The organism is uncultured Clostridium sp. (genome assembly GCF_963527835.1).
In the GTDB taxonomy this organism is placed as follows: Bacteria; Bacillota; Clostridia; order Clostridiales; family Clostridiaceae; genus Clostridium.
Genome location: NZ_CAURTC010000022.1, coordinates 44,681 through 62,558, shown reverse-complemented (window position 1 = coordinate 62,558; position 17,878 = coordinate 44,681). Strand labels below are relative to the sequence as shown.

General features: G+C 28.7%; 19 protein-coding genes and 3 pseudogenes. 5 read left to right on the top strand and 17 right to left on the bottom strand.

Features of this window, described 5'->3' with window-relative positions; all coding sequences use genetic code 11:
• Positions 1-93: 93 nt before the first annotated feature.
• From RYM86_RS11530 to RYM86_RS11500, 7 genes and pseudogenes are all read right to left on the bottom strand, one after another.
• Positions 94-399, bottom strand: a complete 306-nt coding sequence (locus tag RYM86_RS11530; protein ID WP_315080604.1) for a LiaF transmembrane domain-containing protein — start codon at positions 397-399, stop codon at positions 94-96.
• Positions 392-916 (bottom strand): hypothetical protein, encoded by a 525-nt coding sequence (locus tag RYM86_RS11525; RefSeq protein ID WP_315080603.1) that lies wholly within the window; start codon positions 914-916, stop codon positions 392-394. The genes RYM86_RS11530 and RYM86_RS11525 overlap by 8 nt, the downstream gene beginning before the upstream one ends.
• A complete protein-coding gene (locus RYM86_RS11520) occupies positions 897-1,349 on the bottom strand; it encodes a hypothetical protein (protein ID WP_315080602.1) in 453 nt (150 codons plus the stop codon). The genes RYM86_RS11525 and RYM86_RS11520 overlap by 20 nt, the downstream gene beginning before the upstream one ends.
• Positions 1,346-1,858 carry a sigma-70 family RNA polymerase sigma factor gene (locus RYM86_RS11515; protein ID WP_315080606.1) on the bottom strand — a complete coding sequence of 171 codons (513 nt, stop codon included), beginning with the start codon at positions 1,856-1,858 and terminating at the stop codon, positions 1,346-1,348. Before RYM86_RS11515 ends, RYM86_RS11520 begins: the two co-directional genes overlap by 4 nt.
• A gap of 642 nt (positions 1,859-2,500) precedes the next feature.
• Positions 2,501-2,768, bottom strand: a pseudogene (locus RYM86_RS11510) (FliB family protein); the annotation flags it as partial.
• A gap of 502 nt (positions 2,769-3,270) precedes the next feature.
• Positions 3,271-4,242 (bottom strand): 2-keto-3-deoxygluconate permease, encoded by a 972-nt coding sequence (locus RYM86_RS11505; protein WP_315080601.1) that lies wholly within the window; start codon positions 4,240-4,242, stop codon positions 3,271-3,273.
• A gap of 144 nt (positions 4,243-4,386) precedes the next feature.
• Positions 4,387-5,559, bottom strand: coding sequence for a malic enzyme-like NAD(P)-binding protein (locus tag RYM86_RS11500; RefSeq protein ID WP_315080600.1), 1,173 nt, complete (start codon positions 5,557-5,559; stop codon positions 4,387-4,389).
• A 243-nt stretch (positions 5,560-5,802) separates the two neighbouring features.
• Here RYM86_RS11500 and RYM86_RS11495 point away from each other — a divergent pair, with 243 nt between their 5' ends.
• Both RYM86_RS11495 and RYM86_RS11490 read left to right on the top strand, forming a co-directional pair.
• Positions 5,803-7,446, top strand: coding sequence for a sensor histidine kinase (locus tag RYM86_RS11495; RefSeq protein WP_315080599.1), 1,644 nt, complete (start codon positions 5,803-5,805; stop codon positions 7,444-7,446).
• Complete coding sequence (locus RYM86_RS11490) at positions 7,424-8,110, top strand: response regulator (RefSeq protein ID WP_315080598.1); 687 nt, start codon at positions 7,424-7,426, stop codon at positions 8,108-8,110. The genes RYM86_RS11495 and RYM86_RS11490 overlap by 23 nt, the downstream gene beginning before the upstream one ends.
• 175 nt (positions 8,111-8,285) lie before the next feature.
• Here RYM86_RS11490 and RYM86_RS11485 read toward each other — a convergent pair whose 3' ends face one another.
• Together RYM86_RS11485 and RYM86_RS11480 are read right to left on the bottom strand one after the other, a co-directional pair.
• Positions 8,286-8,726, bottom strand: coding sequence for a DUF1266 domain-containing protein (locus RYM86_RS11485; protein WP_315080597.1), 441 nt, complete (start codon positions 8,724-8,726; stop codon positions 8,286-8,288).
• A 3-nt stretch (positions 8,727-8,729) separates the two neighbouring features.
• A complete protein-coding gene (locus tag RYM86_RS11480) occupies positions 8,730-9,041 on the bottom strand; it encodes a hypothetical protein (protein WP_315080596.1) in 312 nt (103 codons plus the stop codon).
• A gap of 135 nt (positions 9,042-9,176) precedes the next feature.
• Here RYM86_RS11480 and RYM86_RS11475 point away from each other — a divergent pair.
• Positions 9,177-9,410: pseudogene (locus tag RYM86_RS11475) on the top strand (transposase); the annotation flags it as partial.
• Between the two features lie 288 nt (positions 9,411-9,698).
• Here RYM86_RS11475 and RYM86_RS11470 read toward each other — a convergent pair.
• The 5 genes from RYM86_RS11470 to RYM86_RS11450 form a co-directional block, all read right to left on the bottom strand.
• A complete protein-coding gene (locus RYM86_RS11470; RefSeq protein ID WP_315080595.1) occupies positions 9,699-10,352 on the bottom strand; it encodes a 3-oxoacid CoA-transferase subunit B in 654 nt (217 codons plus the stop codon).
• A gap of 12 nt (positions 10,353-10,364) precedes the next feature.
• Positions 10,365-11,081, bottom strand: a complete 717-nt coding sequence (locus RYM86_RS11465; protein ID WP_315080594.1) for a CoA transferase subunit A — start codon at positions 11,079-11,081, stop codon at positions 10,365-10,367.
• A gap of 951 nt (positions 11,082-12,032) precedes the next feature.
• On the bottom strand, positions 12,033-12,278 hold the full coding sequence (locus RYM86_RS11460; protein WP_399547676.1) for a family 1 glycosylhydrolase: 246 nt from the start codon (positions 12,276-12,278) through the stop codon (positions 12,033-12,035).
• Positions 12,279-12,412: 134 nt separating this feature from the next.
• Positions 12,413-13,255 carry an SH3 domain-containing protein gene (locus tag RYM86_RS11455; protein WP_315080592.1) on the bottom strand — a complete coding sequence of 281 codons (843 nt, stop codon included), beginning with the start codon at positions 13,253-13,255 and terminating at the stop codon, positions 12,413-12,415.
• 106 nt (positions 13,256-13,361) lie between these two features.
• Positions 13,362-13,724: a VapE domain-containing protein gene (locus tag RYM86_RS11450; protein ID WP_315080605.1), complete on the bottom strand. Its 363-nt coding sequence runs from the start codon at positions 13,722-13,724 to the stop codon at positions 13,362-13,364.
• Positions 13,725-13,749: 25 nt separating this feature from the next.
• On the opposite strand from RYM86_RS11450, the pseudogene RYM86_RS11445 reads away from it, so the two are divergent.
• A pseudogene (locus RYM86_RS11445) lies at positions 13,750-14,022 on the top strand (hypothetical protein); the annotation flags it as partial.
• Positions 14,023-14,072: 50 nt separating this feature from the next.
• Complete coding sequence (locus tag RYM86_RS11440; protein WP_315080591.1) at positions 14,073-14,480, top strand: hypothetical protein; 408 nt, start codon at positions 14,073-14,075, stop codon at positions 14,478-14,480.
• A 163-nt stretch (positions 14,481-14,643) separates the two neighbouring features.
• Here RYM86_RS11440 and RYM86_RS11435 read toward each other — a convergent pair whose 3' ends face one another.
• The 3 genes from RYM86_RS11435 to RYM86_RS11425 all read right to left on the bottom strand — a co-directional run bounded on the left by RYM86_RS11435 (position 14,644) and on the right by RYM86_RS11425 (position 17,870).
• Complete coding sequence (locus RYM86_RS11435) at positions 14,644-15,060, bottom strand: hypothetical protein (RefSeq protein ID WP_315080590.1); 417 nt, start codon at positions 15,058-15,060, stop codon at positions 14,644-14,646.
• A gap of 486 nt (positions 15,061-15,546) precedes the next feature.
• Complete coding sequence (locus tag RYM86_RS11430; RefSeq protein WP_315080589.1) at positions 15,547-16,395, bottom strand: PRD domain-containing protein; 849 nt, start codon at positions 16,393-16,395, stop codon at positions 15,547-15,549.
• Positions 16,396-16,415: 20 nt separating this feature from the next.
• Positions 16,416-17,870: a glycoside hydrolase family 1 protein gene (locus RYM86_RS11425; protein ID WP_315080587.1), complete on the bottom strand. Its 1,455-nt coding sequence runs from the start codon at positions 17,868-17,870 to the stop codon at positions 16,416-16,418.
• Positions 17,871-17,878: the final 8 nt, after the last annotated feature.

Below are 17,878 nucleotides of genomic sequence, written 5' to 3'. Positions count from 1 at the left end.
CCCATTACGGACTTTCACCGATTAGTACGTGCCCATGCTGGGCACACAATAAAAGGATAAAATTTACACGTTACATGTAAACTTTATCCTTAATTAAATTATTCCTTTAAACTCTGACAAATGAGTAATTATAAATTCTGCTCCCCCCATGCCCATAGCAAAGAAGGCTAAAATAATAACTAATATTATTGCACCAAAATCATATTGCATTTTTTCTTCTTTGTTTTTTATATAGGCTAAAATAATTTCTATTCCTAAAAGCACTAATATAAGGGGCCACAGGGATATGATTAGAAGAATATTAATATTAGTAGTAACTAATCTAAGTAAAAACATTATCCCAAAGACAACTAAAACAATTCCTCCGGTTAATGTACCTACTCTACGTCCCTTAAGCATCCATTTCACGCTCCCTTTTCTTACCCATAATAAGTCTTACGCCAATAACAACTATTGTTATTCCTATAATTACTTGTGGAACTTGCCTCATAGAATAATACATAATAGCATAAATTTCATATGGAATATATCGTTGTAGAACATCCATTATATTATTTGCTACTAAATAAACTCCTAAAAACAATAATAATACCCCCGTAACAAGTCTACGTTTTTCAAATATATTTTTATCTAATTTTACTAGCTTATCAACAGAAAATAGATACTTATCTTCTAAAAGTAAAAGTTGTTCATCATCTAAACTTGCTCTATTTGCACAGTCAAAAAACGAATAAAACCAAATAAGTGGTAGCATAAATAATAATGGTCCTATGCTAAGCCAAGAAGAAAGAAATATTAAAAAGAAAAACACGGACATAAAAGATACACCTATCTTCATAAATCCCATATACATATGACCTGCACCAGGCAACATTGAAAAAACAAAAGTTAAAAATTTACTTTTTTTCTTTATCATTATTAAAAACCTCCAATTTAATTATCTTTTCAGAAAAGGTATTAAGATTCGCATTAACTGAGTTTACAATACTTAAATCTGGTGGCTTCACATAATTTGTTGTTGTATTAACCAGAAAATTTAATCCATTTGAAAAAACCATCATTAATGCTATACTAGCTGCAACTACAACTTTAACACAGTAAAAATTAAACTGAATATTACTTTGATTCTTACTTTTTATTTTAATTTGTACTTTCTCTTGAAAACCTAAAGGAGCTTCTGCAAGTTCATCATCTTTAAAATTGTCTGCAAATGTACCAGCACACTTTTGACAATTGCTAATATGCTCCAATACAGAAATCAATTCTTCATCCTGTAAGATATCAAATTTAAGTGCCTTTAATGTCTCTTCAGTTAAATGACCTTCTTTATCAAATAATATACTCTTCACATAAACTCCTCCTTCCATAAATCCTTTAATAGTTTTTTTGACCTATAAAGTTGCGTTTCCAAAGTTTTAATGTTCTGGCCCGTTTCCTTTGCTAAATGTGAAAGTTTAATATCTTTGCAAAAATAGCTTATGGCTACAGTTCTGTACGGCTCTTTTAGCTTATTACATACACGTTGTATTCTCTCCATAGTGTTCTTTTTCACTACTGTTTCCTCTGGTGAGTCTCCACTATCCGCCAAGCATTCATACGCCTCTTCTGATAAGCTAACTGTTGTTCTTGCTTTACTCTTAATGTAGTCCTTGCACTTATTTGCAGCAATTGTAGTAAGCCAAGCCTTAAGGTTGTTACCATCAAAGTTTTCAAAATTTTGATATGCAGCTAAAAATGTTTGCTGCGCCAAATCTTCAGCATCAAAGTAATTTCTCGTAAAGGATAGACAAATAGTGATAATTAAACGTTCATATTGTTTTATGCAACTTGCAAATTGTTCTTTTTCAATAGTTATCACCACCTTCTTTTATCCTTACATTTAATATAACGATTGAAAAGTAAAAAACACTTCAAAATTTAATATATTTTTCGCAGTGGTTGTAAATATCAAGCATTTTCCAAAATATCTACAAATTGAAATAACCCACGACACTGAATTGCCCCTTGTCAAGTAGATAGAGGGCAGTTCAAAATCCAATATTTTAGATTTTCGTAGGTTTCATGGTGGAGGCGATACGCAACCTTTGAAATCCACCATTATAACTTATTTATAGTTACTTAATAGCAATATAATCTGTTACCCTTTATATTAATAATACTCTTTCTAACCAATTTATACCTTCACAGTTCTATTATAATCTACTAATACAATTTCTAGATTTTGATCATTGAAAATTTTTAGTTTATTTGTAACTCTCTCCTTGAAGTTATTCATATTCATTCCATTATTTAGATTAATTGTAATTATGTTCTTATCATCAATATCGAATAATTAATTTCCTTCTTCCTATGTTTCTATTGCTTCTACTTCTATGGAACTTTTAGAATATGTTAAAAATACTTTTTGCACTGGAAAGATTAAATATGAAATGAGCTGTTGCTCAAATTAACTAATCAGTTAATTGTGCAACAGCCCATTCTTTAATCTACTTATTTAAAATTACAAAAGCATTTTTGCAAATTCCATATTATCAAAGCTATTTTCTTTAATTATATTCTAAAATCTCGCTTCTATAATTCTTATCGTGCTCTACTGCTTTTATAAATACTTGAATAAACTCTATCATATCTTCTACAGAATCTTTTCCATTATATATGTATTTCCCAACTAGATAAAATCTCATTAATGAATATCTAAATAAAAGCATAATATATCCTTCAAACATAAAATCGCTTTCTGAAAAAGGGAATAAATTATTATATATAAATTTAAATGTTTCTTTATCAATATCTATATCCCATCCAATGCAACAGTTATCTTCACCTCCAATACACTGAAACTTATCTATATATGATGGCTATATCATTTTAACACTCTTTTTCATATTTATCTTCCTTACATTTTAATATTTTATCTAAGGCTAATTATGTCATCAACATCACACATAATAAAATACATGTGTCTTCATTTCTTTTAACAACAAACACCTTATAAAATGTATTCATAACCAACACCACCTTAATTTATAAAATATTCCATTTATAAGTAATCTTATATCTACCAAAAATATATTTATCATATCTTTTTCTAAAACAAAAAAAGATATATTAACATAATTTTTATGTTAATATATCTTTCGTGGATTTTATGGCGTAGGAGATACGTAACCTTTAAAATTCACCATTTACATTACTTTACTTATTCATTAATTCAATAAAACTTACCATAAGTAAAAAATATTTAAACTAAAAATACAATATCCAAATCTATCATTCTGTCACTTCTTGTTTTTTAATAATCACATTCTTATTATCAAATCTCTTAACCATATAAGAAACAACTATTGGACATATCATTGCTGATACTACGCATGAAGCTGCAACTTGTGCTGTAGCTGCTGTGGCAACAACAGCAAGTGTTGGATCTAATGCAACAACAGCTGCTGGTGTAGCTACTGCATTTCCTGCTGTTGATCCTGTTGCTAATCCTATTAATGGTTTTTCCTTAAACATTCTTAATAATATATAACCACCGATTCCTGTAAATGAAGCTATTATACCTAATAATATTCCTGGACCTCCTGCAGTAATTATTGTTGATAAATTCATTCCTGCTCCTAAAGGAAATGAAAAGAATGGGATAAGTAATAACTTACTGCTTCCAAGAAATTTTCTCATATCTGGATCAAGATTTCCTAAAATCATTCCTATTAATATTGGAAGCAATGTTGCAACAAGAGACATAAAAGGAATTTGTGCAAGACCTGATGCACCTAAAGCAACTAACGTAAAAAATGGACCATCTTTCAATGATAATAATGCATAAGCGCCCACATCAGTTTCATCTCCATATTGTGATGCAAGAGACGCATATAACCCACCATTACAATTTGTTAATGCTGAAAGAACTGCTAGTGGTGATAAACCCAATACCCCAGCTGGTCCAAATATTTTTCCTATTGCTATACCAATGCCTGCTCCAACTATAAATTTTCCAAGTATCAACAAAGCACCTTTTTTTAACGCCTTTGGTGCCAATTTAAAATTAATTTGCGAACCTATAAAAAACATAAAACATGCTAGTATTGTTGATGATGCTTTTGAATCAAATAATGCTGTAGTAAAACCTCCAATTTTTAAAATTTGTGGACAAAATGTATTAACTAATACCCCTAAAAAAAGTGGAACAATCATCATACCGCCTGGAATTTTATCTAGTGTTTTCTTTATTGGAACTTGCATAATCAAACCTCCTAAATTCTCCTTTTATTTAACTTTTCACATAAGTTTATTTAAGATTCATTAAAACTTTTTCTATGTTTTAATGAATCAGTCTTTATACCAATTAAACCTTTAAATTTTAAGCTATAATCTAAAATAATATTTTTATAGCTTAGAAACCCCTATTTCTCTTGCTTTTTTTGCTACAGCATTTGAAACTTCCTTAACCACTCTAGTATCAAATGCATCTGGAATAATATATTCCTCGTTTAACTCTTCATCTTTTATTATGCCTGCAATAGCTTTAACTGCCACTATCTTCATTTCTTCTGTTATATCTGTAGCTCTAGCATCAAGAGCTCCTTTAAATATTCCTGGGAATACTAATAAATTATTTATTTGATTTGGAAAATCTGAACGTCCTGTTGCAATTACCCTTACATTTCCTTTCTTAGCTTCATCAGGCATTATTTCTGGAATAGGGTTAGCCATAGCAAATACAATAGAATCTTTAACCATTGTAGAAACCATTTCTGCACTTAAAATATTAGGTGCTGATACTCCTATGAATACATCCTTATCCTTAATAATTTCTTTTAAATCTCCTCTTTGTTTTTGTTTATTTGTAACTTCTGCCATCTCTTTTTGAGCTTTATTCATCCATTCTTCACCTGGAGCAAGTGCACCCTTTAAATCCACTAATACTATATCTCCTACTCCAAGCTGTAATAATAACTTGCATATAGATATTCCTGCTGATCCTGCTCCATTTATAACAACTTTAACCTCTGATATTTTTTTACCTACAACCTTTAATGCATTTAATACTCCTGCTGAAACTACGATTGCTGTTCCATGCTGATCATCATGAAATACAGGTATGTCTAATTCTTCTTTTAATCTTTTCTCTATTTCAAAACATCTTGGAGCTGATATATCCTCTAAATTAATTCCTCCAAATGTTGGAGCTATGCGCTTAACTGTTTCCACAATTTCATCTGGATCTTTTGTATCTAAGCATATTGGAAATGCATCTATGCCTGCAAATTCCTTAAATAAAATAGCCTTTCCTTCCATAACAGGCATTGCTGCTTCTGGTCCAATATCTCCAAGACCTAGTACTGCTGTTCCATCAGATACTACTGCAACTAGATTTCCCTTTGCTGTATATCTGTACACATCTTCTTTGTTATCTCTGATTTTTCTACAAGGTTCAGCTACTCCTGGTGTATAGGCAACACTTAAATCCTCTCTTGTCTTTACTGTTACTTTTGATTTAACTGAAACCTTTCCTTTATTTATTTCATGCATTTCTAAAGCCATTTTGTTATAATCCATATTCAAAACCCCTCTTTACCTATGATTTTATATATTTTCTTTTCTGTATACGTTTACTCTAACTCCAATTATATAAAATTTAAATATTTAGTAACTATAAAACCTTTTGTAAGTAAAAAAAATCAAAACTTCTGAATTTTAATATATAATTGAATTATCAAATAGTGATTATATCTATTTTATGAATTATGTGTATTAATACTATATTATGGAATAAAAAAAGAGATAAGGAGTATATATATTATGTTAAAAAAAAGATTAAAGTCTATGTCAGTAATGAACAAAATACTTATGTCCTATTTCATATTAATTTTTATAATTCTGACATTTACAGTAAGCTATAATGCATTTAAGGATATAAATGATTTAAATACAGAAATTGATGAAAATATTTCTCACTACGCACAGTTTCTTTCTGATGATAAACAAATAAAAAAGCTTGCATTATCTAATATGCCAGATGAACATATTAATGATTATTTAGATACATTAACTACTTTAATTCCTAAAATAGATTTTATTGTAATAACAAATAAAGATGATATCCGCTTATATCATCCTGATCATACTCTAATAGGAAAGCCCTTCTTAGGTAGAGATGAATATCTAATTCTTGAAGGTTCTAACAATTATATAACTGAAACCATAGGAAGTCATTCAAAGCAAAGACGTGCTTTTTCTTCAATAAAGGATTACAGTAATAATATTATAGGATTTGTTATGGTAAGCTCATATTCTGCTTCCATAAATGATATACGATCTAAAATAATATTTCACTCCTTATTTTTATTTATAATATCAACTATAATAGGTTTGATTCTTTCATTTATCATATCAAAAAGTATTAAAAAGACTCTGCTTGGATATGAACCTGCAACATTTACAGAAATGTATTTACACAAAAAAGAAGTACTTGATTCCCTTGATGAAGGTATAATAGCTGTAAATTATACTGGAAAATGTATATTATACAATAATGCCGCTATCAATATGCTCAGAATCCAAGAAAATAATACTTCTATTGATGAATTGATAGATAAATTTGTAAGCTCTAATTTAATTAATAATACTGTTATGAGTAATTATGAATATAATAAAGAAATTAATATAAATGATACGACTATACTTACAAGTAGAATACCTATTTATAATAAGCAAAATCTCATTGGTTCAGTTTCAATATTCAGAGATAAAACTGAAGTAAAAAAATTAGCAGAAGAACTTACAGGTGTAAATCATATTATAAAGGCTTTACGTGCAAATATACATGAACAGATGAACAAGCTTCACATAATATTAGGTCTTCTTCAAATTGGAGATACAGATAAAGCTATTGATTACATAAGCTGCATTACTGAAGATCACAAAAAAAACTATAGCTTTATAATCTCTCAAATTAAAAATCGTACTTTAGCAGCTTTGATAATAGGAAAAGTAAACAGAGCAAAAGAATTAAACATAGATTTTAAGCTTCAGTCTACAAGCTTTCTTGATAGTCACAATAAATTTGTCTCAACAAATAACTTAGTTACTATAATTGGTAATCTTTTAGAAAATTCTTTTGATGCATTAAACAATAAGGATTCTATAAGAGAAGTAACTCTTTATATACATAGCGATGACAAATGTCTTACTATTATTGTAGATGATACAGGTACAGGAATTTCACAAGACGATATAAAACATATATTTAAAAGAGGATTTTCAAGAAAAGGAAATGATCGTGGAATTGGTTTAAATCTTGTATATAATATTGTTGAAAGTTGTAATGGAACTATCGATGTTGAATCTGAATTAGATGTTGGTACTTCAATTACAATAATGATAAATAAAAAAAAATTATATGAAAGGTTAGGATTTTATTATGTTAAAAGCAATAATTGTTGAAGATGATCTAATGGTAACAGAAATTAATAAAAATTATATTCTAAAAACTAAAAAAATAATTGTTTGTGCTACATTTACTAATGGGGCTGATGCATTAAAATATCTAGAGTCTAATAGCGTAGATTTAGTTATTTTAGATTTGTACATGCCTAATCTTTCTGGTATGAAACTTTTAGAAATAATAAGAACTAATAACTATCGCACAGATGTAATCATGGTAACAGCTGCTAATGACATTGCTAATATTGATAAAGCTTTAAAGCTTGGCATTCTTGATTATTTGATCAAACCTTTCAAATATGAACGCTTTCAAAGTGCCATAAATAAATTTATTATGAAATACGAAATGATAACTAACCAAAAAAAACTTAATCAGTCTTCCATTGATGAACTTATAAGTTCAAACTCAAAACCTTTTAAAGCAAATGATGATAACCTCTCAAAAGGACTTCAAAAGGAAACATTAAACTTAATAAGAGACTATATGATTTCAAATAAATTTCGCTATTTGACAAGTGAGGAAATATCCTCTGCAATTAATTTATCTAAGGTTACTATAAGACGTTATATGAATTATCTAATAGAATGTAAAGAAATCTCTAGCGATGTAGATTATAAAACAGGTGGACGTCCTTCTATTCGATATAAAGCTTTAAAGTATTAATGAAACTTAAAGAGGAATTCTATAATGAATTTATGGCTCTAAAATAAAAAATAACCTCTTTTGTAATAATTCGTTATCTTGATTATTAGCAACAAGAAGTTATTTTCATATTAAATTTATCATAAAAATATGTTTATCACACTAGCATTTATAGTATTTTTACTAAAAATAAAATTTATAATTCTAGCAATTTTACATTTTTTCTTTCATTTTTTCTTGGCATTATAAAATCTTTTGCATCTAGATCTGTATCCCATGGGATATTATAAATACTATTTTTACTTTGTTTAGTTGAATTATAGCTTTGAGCTCTGCTTTTTGGTGATGATTGTGCTGGGCCATTCCAAAAAGCTAATCCACAAAAATAGCTGTTCATCATATGATCCCATGATGTGTAATTTGCCTGTAATACTTTGCACGCATCAACACTTACTTTTATTGCTTCTTGATATGATATATATCCTGATAGGAATCCCCATCCTGCAAGATTACATATTCTGCATATATCCCACGCTAATATTCCCTGATTTTCATATTCTGAACATAATGTATCAAACAGCTCTTTCTGTTTCTTTTTTATACGATTTGACTCAGGATTGTCCTTATATATTTTCATAAGTTACATACATTCTTCATTATGACCTTCATTAAAAAGCCATGCAATTGTAGATTCTAAATCATCTCTATTTTTTATATTCCAACCACTTTTTAATAGTTTTTTCATATGCTTTTTAGCCCATAAGCATACATACATCCCACCTATATCAACTCCATTGCAATCTGCATTTGCATATGTATTATAACCAGCAGCCCCTATAAATTTCATTGTAAGAGTTGTCATTTCTTTATATATATCCGATCCTTTATCTCTACCGAAAAACACTATATATAAAATATAAAGTATTATTCCAACAATTATTATTCCATCCATTTTACCACTCCACTTTGTAACATCAGCATATTATTCAATAATTTATCATTTAATTCAATTATTGTATTATCATACTATGTTTACTAAATCAAATTTAGTTTACAAATTAATCAATAAATATATTTCTTATCACTTTCAAATCTAACTCAAAGTATGTCTAGGGTTGGTCGTTGCATAGATAATGGTCCGATGGAAGGATTTTGGGGTACACTTAAATCTGAAATGTATTACCTAAAAAAATTCGATACATACGAAGAACTTGAGCAAGCTATTGATGAATATATAGATTTTTATAATACAAAAAGATTACAGAAAAAGTTAAAAAGTATGACTCCAATAGAATATCGAGGTCATACTTTAGTAGCATAATTTTTTATTATTTACCCTGTCTACTTGACAGGAGGCAGTTCATTTTTTTAGATTTTCGTGGGTTTTATGACGCAAGCGCTGGGTATCGAATCCACGTTCGAAAATAGATTGATTTATGTTTCTCTGAGTACAGCCTAACTTTTAAGATTCCCTCAAAGCGCCGACCGTAGATAAGATATACTTCTTCAGACAAAAACTAATAATTACTATAAATACGAAGTAGCATTTTGCATCTATAAACACTTATATATAAAGATTTAAAAATTCTTCATCTTGTATATAATCATATTATATTTCCATTTCATGAACATCATCAGCTATTAGTAAATCAGCCTCAGTGATCTTTACTACTTCATCAACAGTTACACCTGGTGCCACTTCCATTAATACTAATCCTTTATCTGTAACCTTCATAACTGCTTTATCAGTAATTATAAGATCAACGCACTTTTTAGCTGATAAAGGTAATGTGCATTTCTTTAGCACCTTTGGATTACCTTTTTTATCACTATGACTTAAAGAAGCTATTACATATTTTGCTCCTGCCAAAAGGTCCATTGCGCCGCCCATACCTGGCGCAAAAACCCCCGGTATCTTCCAGTTTGCAATATTTCCTTCTTGATCGACTTCTAAAGCGCCTAATACAGTTATATCAACATGTCCACCTCTTATTATTGCAAAAGATAGATCCATTTCAAATGTTGATGCCCCTGGCAATAAAGTAATTGGAGCTCCACCAGAATTACCTAAGTCAGGATCAGCTTCACCTATGCTTGGAGTTGCACCAAACTTCAATGCACCATTTTCACATTGTAGTATTATTTCCATTCCTTCTGGCAAATAGTTTGCAGCCATATTAGGTATGCCGAATCCTAAATTAGCAACCATTCCTTCTTTAAACTCTTTTGCGATTCTTCTTGCAATTATCTCTTTACTATTCATCATTTCTCCCCCCTATTTCATTTTGTTAGTTCTTGTCCATAAATCTTCAAAATATTTCTTTCTCTCGTCAAAAGAGTCGCCTTGAACTATTATATCTACCAATATTCCTGGTGTTCCAACACTATCAGGTGAAATTTCACCCACTTCTACAATTTCATCTACTTCAGCTATAACTAAATCAGCTGCAAGTGCCATACTTGTATTTGTTCCTTTAGTTGTTCCTCTATATACTATATTCCCAAGTTTATCAGCTTTATACCCCTTGATTAGTGCAACATCTGCCTTTATTGGTGGAAATACTAAATATTCCTTTCCATCTACAGTAAGTTTATCTCTTCCCTTTTCAATTTCAGTTCCAAGGCCAGTTGGAGTTATAACTGCACCAAGTCCAGCCCCCCCAGCTCTTATACATTCTACTACAGTTCCCATAGGTATAAATTCAACTTCTAATGTACCTGCATTGTATTGTTCTTGTATTTCAGGACAAGTTCCAATATGTGAACCTACAAACTTTTTTATTTGTTTATTTGCTACAAGCTTGCCAATATCGTGAGTTTCTCCTGGATGAGCTGATACAGATTGAATAAGTGTAAGGTCTTTAACATTTGTTTCTGCTAATGCATCTATCATCTTTAATGGAGCACCTACTCCTAAAAAACCTGCTGTCATAATTTTCATTCCATCTTTAATATTTTCTACTGCTTCTTGTATTGTCTTAATCTTTGTCATTTCTCTATACACCTCCAAAGTTTTATAATCTAACATGGACTATTTGTTTTGAAACAATCTTCCCATCTTAGAAATTTAATTCTTACATTATTATTATTCCTATCTAATAATTTTTATTCTAAATTTATCCAAATGTCAAAAATATACTATCTAAAGAGTCTTTTATAAAATACCCGTAAACATATAAAAACTATTTTAACATTAGGAAGAATGAACTCACTTTATAAATCTATGTAGTGCCACTTTATATAAAGTGACTAAATTTTATAATTCATCCATTATTAGCTGTATTTTGAGTAAAAAATAGATGTGAATCAGAAAATTGACCCTGTGATAAATATTTTCTCTAAATCCTTATAAATATAATAACCTGATATGTTCCCTTTATAGTAGACAGTTAAAATAATAAAACTGTTTCTATAAAGGGAGCATATCAGTTGAAATTATTTTTGTATCCGCTTGTAATAACTTTTTTCTTTTAATATTCTTACGCAAATCTATCTTATCCACACCTTACTTACATATTTTTCATTTATTGAAACTTAATTCAAATTTAATTAAATATTATAACATATTGTATATATTGTCAAATGTTTAGTTTAATGTAAATATATAAATATTGTTAAGGATTAAAATGATTTGCTTAAGTCTGCCATCAATTTTTAATATAATTTACTTATTATATAGATTCTTATTAGCTCATTTTAAAATATTTTCTATTGCTATCCTTTAATATATTTGGGATAGTGGTTATAAATATTAAGTCTTTCTCTAAATATCTACAAACTAAAACAACCCACGAAAATCCAAATTTTGGATTTTCGTGGGTTTCATGGTGGAGGCGAAGCATGGTTGGTGAAATCCACTATACAGAGTTAAACTTTGGCCATTGAAAGTCTGGTATATTTCTGCTACACAGATAATAGTCACGGTCATTGTCTAAAAATGCCTTTAACACGCAAAAATATCAGAGTGTTCTGTTTGAGGATCAATATGATTCATCTCATTAAATGTAACCCAGTACTTTACCTTGTTATTAAATCTTCTTATTACAGTCTCACTATATCTTAAATAGAAATCTATAAGCTTTCTGTTGTTCCATGATTCATATTTATGTACTAAGTTCATAAGTAACTCAAAATGATATAGTGTTACAAGAGGTTCTATATTATTTTCTATTAATTGATACTGCTTCATCTTCAGGAAGATCAATTCCCTTACTATCACCGATTAACTTTAGTGCATGCATGCCAACGGTTTCCTAGTTATTTTTTAAATTTGATAAATATAGGCTCTGTTATACAATTACCTAACAGAGCTTATATATTAAATTAGTTTATAATTATAGTAGTTCTATCTAATATATTATCATAAATCCATTGAGCATTTTCTACAGCTAATCGAATACATCCATGACTCAAAGCCATCCCAAGTCTATCATCAATTATTTGAGTTCCTGCTGCATTAAATAAAATTGAATGATAATAGTAGCTACCTCGAATTCTAGTAGCGTATTTCACTCTATAAGTATTAGAGCCAAAGTAAGGCTTTCTACCGTTAAGATAAAAAGTGCCCTTAATAGTTGGTGTACTAGGTTTACCTATTGTACATGACCACTTATACAGTAAATTCCATGAACCATCATAATTTTTTTCGAATATATAAGTAAACTTATTTTCTAAATCTGTTGTAATTAAATTTATAGTGGGGCTTTTAATTTGATTATCATTTACAAACCTTGTCATATCTGTGTAAAAGTACTTAAAATCATATTCTTCAGGTGGATTTCCATCATCAGAAAGGAGATAGCTAAATATATATCCTTCTTGATCATCATACATAACATGACTCCAGTCTCCATTTACAGATAACACTTGTACTATAGATTTTGGAGAAATTATAATTACTGGATTTGACTCAGCAGATGGATAAGATCTTAAAGTAACATCTGTCCATGTATATTTTGTTTTGGATAAATAATCACTATATACATACCCTCTTTGTCCATCATATGATACTTCATACCAATCTTCTTCAGCCTCGTTAACTTGAACCTTAGATCCTGCAGGTATTACAGTGATTACATTTGAGTAAGTAGACTTTTCTTTTCTTAGATTAGTATTAGCTAAAGTATATTTATATAAATTTTCTTGTTGTCTTTTATAGTTTCTCATACTTCACCTCTAAATTTACTTTTTATAATATCTTATGAGACTTTTTCTTTATTTAGCACCATTATAATCAAAACTAGCTGATACAAAATCTTTAATTATTCCCATCTCATACACTTGTAATAAATCTCCTATTAAAGCAAATTACGAACTTAATTTTATTAAAAGTTTGCGTGTTCACAAAAACATTATTTTTGCTAGATTTTAAACGTAGTCTATTTGCTATTTCAGCAGAAGACTTCCAATTCCACTTATTTTTATCAGCATCCCAATCAAACTCTATTCTAAATTCATCCACTTGCTCAGTTATAAAAGCTTTTAACTTTGCTAAATCTTTTTTAAGAGTTAAATTTAACTCACCTAGTTCACATATCCAATACTTTATACATTGATAAACTTTATTCTTATCATTTGGATCTAGCTCTAGTGTAGTTTTAACATACATAGGTATTAGCTTTCTTATTAATCTTATTTTACCTATATCTTACTTTCCTTGTAATATTAATGCTTTATATAGTAATTTTTAAAAATGGATGAATAGGTTTAATGGTGTTGCAACTAAATACATTAGTAACTATATCACGTGGTTCGAATGGCTTCAAATATTTGATACAGATAAATAGATAATAAAGGCTAAGAACTTTATAGTTCAAAGCAATATAGTATATTCATATATCAAAGTAAAAGATTTAAAAAATAGAGAGCCACTATATATATACTGTGTGATATTTTGTAAATTATGTTATAATAAGTGTCGTGTAAAATTATAATAGTAAATTATTGTGATTTAATAGATTTTTAAAAATATATTGGAGGATTTATGTTTAAAGGTTTAAAAACTAAAATAATAATACTAATGAATATTTTATTAATAACATTATTTTTAGTAGGATGTTCTGGGGGTAGTTATAAAATTAAAAGCTCTATTGAAAATAATACAAATAATAGTATGGTGATGTCATATTCAAATTTTGAAGGTTATAAATTTACTACCCTGAAATTAAAGAATGGTGATAAATTAAATTTGAATATTAAAGTAACTACAGAAGAAGGTAATCTAAAAATAGCTTTAATTGACGAAAATGATGATGAGTTATTTAAAGTAGGAAATCCCAAAGATGAGATTGTTAAAACAATTGAAATCAATAAAGATGGTACTTATAAATTAAAAGTTGAAGGAAACCACAAAGGAAGTTATAAAATTGATTGGGATATAGAAACTTCTTAATATTCTTATATTGAGCATTATAGGTGAACAATCTCACCTATAATTTTTTTGGCTATATTTCAACACCATATTAAAACATAGCCAATAAATAAACCCTCGACAAGATATTTATTTCTGTATTATTGAGGATTTTATGGTACAAATAACATGAACATTTTCTTAATTAATTATTAATACTCTCATCTATTGATAAAATGTCGAGAACGCCACTAGATGAAATCCCTCCTAAAAAATGATGGGCAAATAATAATATTATCATAATTGCTCCACTAATAGTCTGTAAAGTTGATAATAAAATAGCATCTTTTAATCCAGCTTTCTTATTTACTAATGTAAGTACAGCAATTAGTAATAAAAAAACTGCTACTACAATCATTGCTAAACTATAATATTGTTCTTCAATTGCTACTGAAATAACAACTGCTAAAAATATATTTACTATTCCAAAAAGAACTGTTAAGAATTTAGGTAAACCTTTTACTCCATTATATCCAGTTTCATTATAAATCTTTTGTGCTAATTTTTTTAAGGGAAACATTGTAATAAATCCTACTACAAATACTAGAATAATTAAAACCATTTTATCACTCCTATATAAATTATTGCTATTTTATATCTTACCATCAATTTACAATGACATCAAACTACGTTTTTATTGCATATTATGCAATAAAAGGTAATTTTAATTATGTTAGGAGTATATTATATAATTTTTTACAACATTTCAATTATTAATTTATTTTTATAAAATATCCCACCAAGATTAATTTTATCCATTGTATACTTTGTAAATTAAAATAACCTACTAAAATCCAAATTTAGATTTTCGTGGGTTTCATTGGTGGAGGCGAGATTGAAACTTAAAGAGGAATTCTATAATGAATTTATGGCTCTAAAATAAAAAACTGTACAAATAAATGTACAGTTTTTTCTATGGTGGAGGCGAAGCATGACCTTTAAAATCCACCTATCAATTTTGTCATATTATATTAAATATATTAATAATTTTGCTTATAAAAAAATCACTTCATTATTTCATAAATTGAATTAAAGTAGCATCATATAGTTATTTACTTATTTCATTATAAGCCTGCAATCTATTTATATGAACAGCTAAATAAGTTAATTCGTCTTTAGGAATAACTCCATCATAAACCTTTTTTATATAATCTTTTATTTTAAAAGCAATTTCCATTGCTTCTGGATATAATGTTGCTATTTGTTCAAACATGGCATCATTTTCGTCTCTCAACATTTCATTATTAAAGAATCTCTCTGTAAAAAATTTAACATGTATAATAAAACGCTGATAGTGAATTCCTTCCATCTTTAAGTGGCTGCCAATTGAATACCTTACTAAGTTAACAATTCCGCCAATCATTTTAGCATATTTCATGCTATCTCTTGAATCATTACTTTGCGATTGAGCATTTATTAAATGAAATGCAATATTGGCAGCCTCTTCTTCAGGAAGCTTAATATCTATTAATTCATTTAAAAGATTTAAAGCATATTTTCCAATTTTGAATTCCTCTGAATAATAATTTTTTATTTCCCAATAAACACGATTTGTTATATTAATATTCTTCTTTGCTCTTTCTACTGCAAAATTTAAATGATCACTTAATGTAAAATATATACTCATATTAAGCTTAGAATCTAACTCTTTTTCAGCTTTTGAAACAATTTTCTGAGTTATATCTAGATATATTGGGGGAATTGAATCTAATAATTTTACATATTCTTTTATCTGAGCATTCTCAATAGGCATAAAAATCTGGTCAACAATCTTTTTTTCAACAGTATCTCCGTTTTTCTTTCCATATCCTATGCCTTTTCCAAAACAAACAAATTCTTTGTTATGTTCATCAACAGCTAAAATAACACTAGAGTTTAGAACTCTTTTTATTTTCATAAACATTCCCCCTATTATTTCTAGTCTAGAATTTCTCCATTTGTTTTTATAACATTTTTATACCAGAAAAAAGAATCTTTCTTTAATCTTTTCAATGTTCCATTTCCTTCATCATCTTGATCAACATATATAAATCCATATCTCTTGCTCATCTGAGAAGTAGAAACACTTATACAATCAATAGGTGCCCAGCTAGTATAACCTATTAAATCAACGCCCATTTCCACTGCTTTCTTCATTTCCCTTATATGTTCTCTGAAATACTCAATTCTATATGAATCATGAATGGTTCCATCTTCTTCACTAACATCCTTAGCTCCCATTCCATTTTCTACTATCATTAATGGAATTCTATATCTATCATATAATTCAATTAGTGATATTCTAAGCCCTACTGAATCTATTTGCCAGCCCCACTCTGTAGAAGGCAGATAAGGATTTTTCACACCCATTATAGTATTTCCAGATGCTTTTTCTTTAGTTGTGTCCGCCGATTCTGTTCTAGACATATAATAACTGAAAGAAAGATAATCAGCTGTACTCTCCTTTAATATTTCTTCATCATTTTCTTCCATTTTAATTTGAATTCCATTATTTTTCAAGAAGACTTTATATAATCTAGGATATTCCCCAAATATCTGAATATCAGCATGAACATGATTTCCTAAATTACTATTTAACGAAAGTAATACGTCCTCTGGATTACAAGTATTAGGATATGTGGTCAGCTTTGTTAGCATACATCCCATTTTACTGTCTTTAATAATCTTTCTACATTCTTTTGTTACTAAAGCTGCTGCAACATATTGGTGATGTAAAGCTTGATAAACAGCTTCATCAAGCTTTCCTTCTGGACATTTATCTGGAATAATTCCTGCTGTTGTAAATGGATGTCTGCCGACACTATCTATTTCATTAAATGTCAACCAGTACTTGGCATATTCTCCAAAAGACTCAAAACAAACTTTTGCAAACTTAACAAAATAATCAATTAATTTTCGCTCTACCCATCCATTGTATTTTAAACTTAGATGCAACGGCATTTCATAGTGTGATAATGTAACAATTGGTTCAATATTATATTTCTTCAGTTCTTTAAATATATTTTCATAATAATTAATACCTTCTCGATTAGGTTCACTTTCTTCTCCATTTGGAAAAATTCTTGTCCAAGCAATAGAAATCCTTAGAGCCTTAAATCCCATTTCAGCAAACAACTTAATATCTTCTTTATAATGATGATAAAAATCAATTCCTCTTCTCTTTGGATAAAATTTTGTAGTTTTATCTTCTAGTGCTTCCTCAATCATTCTTGAAGTAACCTTGTTATGTCCTGCATAATCCTCTACACTCAGATTTGGCTTATAGCTTGCCACATCAGCCACTGACGCCCCTTTTCCACCAACATCAAATGCTCCTTCAACTTGATTAGCTGAGATTGCTCCTCCCCATAAAAAATCTTTTTTAAATGACATTTTATACA

Bases quoted from the DNA above. Each gene is read 5' to 3' on its own strand.
- RYM86_RS11530 (WP_315080604.1), bottom strand. From the start codon at position 399: ATGCTTAAGGGACGTAGAGTAGGTACATTAACCGGAGGAATTGTTTTA.
- RYM86_RS11525 (WP_315080603.1), bottom strand. From the start codon at position 916: ATGATAAAGAAAAAAAGTAAATTTTTAACTTTTGTTTTTTCAATGTTG.
- RYM86_RS11505 (WP_315080601.1), bottom strand. From the start codon at position 4,242: ATGCAAGTTCCAATAAAGAAAACACTAGATAAAATTCCAGGCGGTATG.
- RYM86_RS11500 (WP_315080600.1), bottom strand. From the start codon at position 5,559: ATGGATTATAACAAAATGGCTTTAGAAATGCATGAAATAAATAAAGGA.
- RYM86_RS11495 (WP_315080599.1), top strand. From the start codon at position 5,803: ATGTTAAAAAAAAGATTAAAGTCTATGTCAGTAATGAACAAAATACTT.
- RYM86_RS11490 (WP_315080598.1), top strand. From the start codon at position 7,424: ATGTTAAAAGCAATAATTGTTGAAGATGATCTAATGGTAACAGAAATT.
- RYM86_RS11485 (WP_315080597.1), bottom strand. From the start codon at position 8,726: ATGAAAATATATAAGGACAATCCTGAGTCAAATCGTATAAAAAAGAAA.
- RYM86_RS11480 (WP_315080596.1), bottom strand. From the start codon at position 9,041: ATGGATGGAATAATAATTGTTGGAATAATACTTTATATTTTATATATA.
- RYM86_RS11470 (WP_315080595.1), bottom strand. From the start codon at position 10,352: ATGAATAGTAAAGAGATAATTGCAAGAAGAATCGCAAAAGAGTTTAAA.
- RYM86_RS11465 (WP_315080594.1), bottom strand. From the start codon at position 11,081: ATGACAAAGATTAAGACAATACAAGAAGCAGTAGAAAATATTAAAGAT.
- RYM86_RS11460 (WP_399547676.1), bottom strand. From the start codon at position 12,278: ATGAAGCAGTATCAATTAATAGAAAATAATATAGAACCTCTTGTAACA.
- RYM86_RS11455 (WP_315080592.1), bottom strand. From the start codon at position 13,255: ATGAGAAACTATAAAAGACAACAAGAAAATTTATATAAATATACTTTA.
- RYM86_RS11440 (WP_315080591.1), top strand. From the start codon at position 14,073: ATGTTTAAAGGTTTAAAAACTAAAATAATAATACTAATGAATATTTTA.
- RYM86_RS11435 (WP_315080590.1), bottom strand. From the start codon at position 15,060: ATGGTTTTAATTATTCTAGTATTTGTAGTAGGATTTATTACAATGTTT.
- RYM86_RS11430 (WP_315080589.1), bottom strand. From the start codon at position 16,395: ATGAAAATAAAAAGAGTTCTAAACTCTAGTGTTATTTTAGCTGTTGAT.
- RYM86_RS11425 (WP_315080587.1), bottom strand. From the start codon at position 17,870: ATGTCATTTAAAAAAGATTTTTTATGGGGAGGAGCAATCTCAGCTAAT.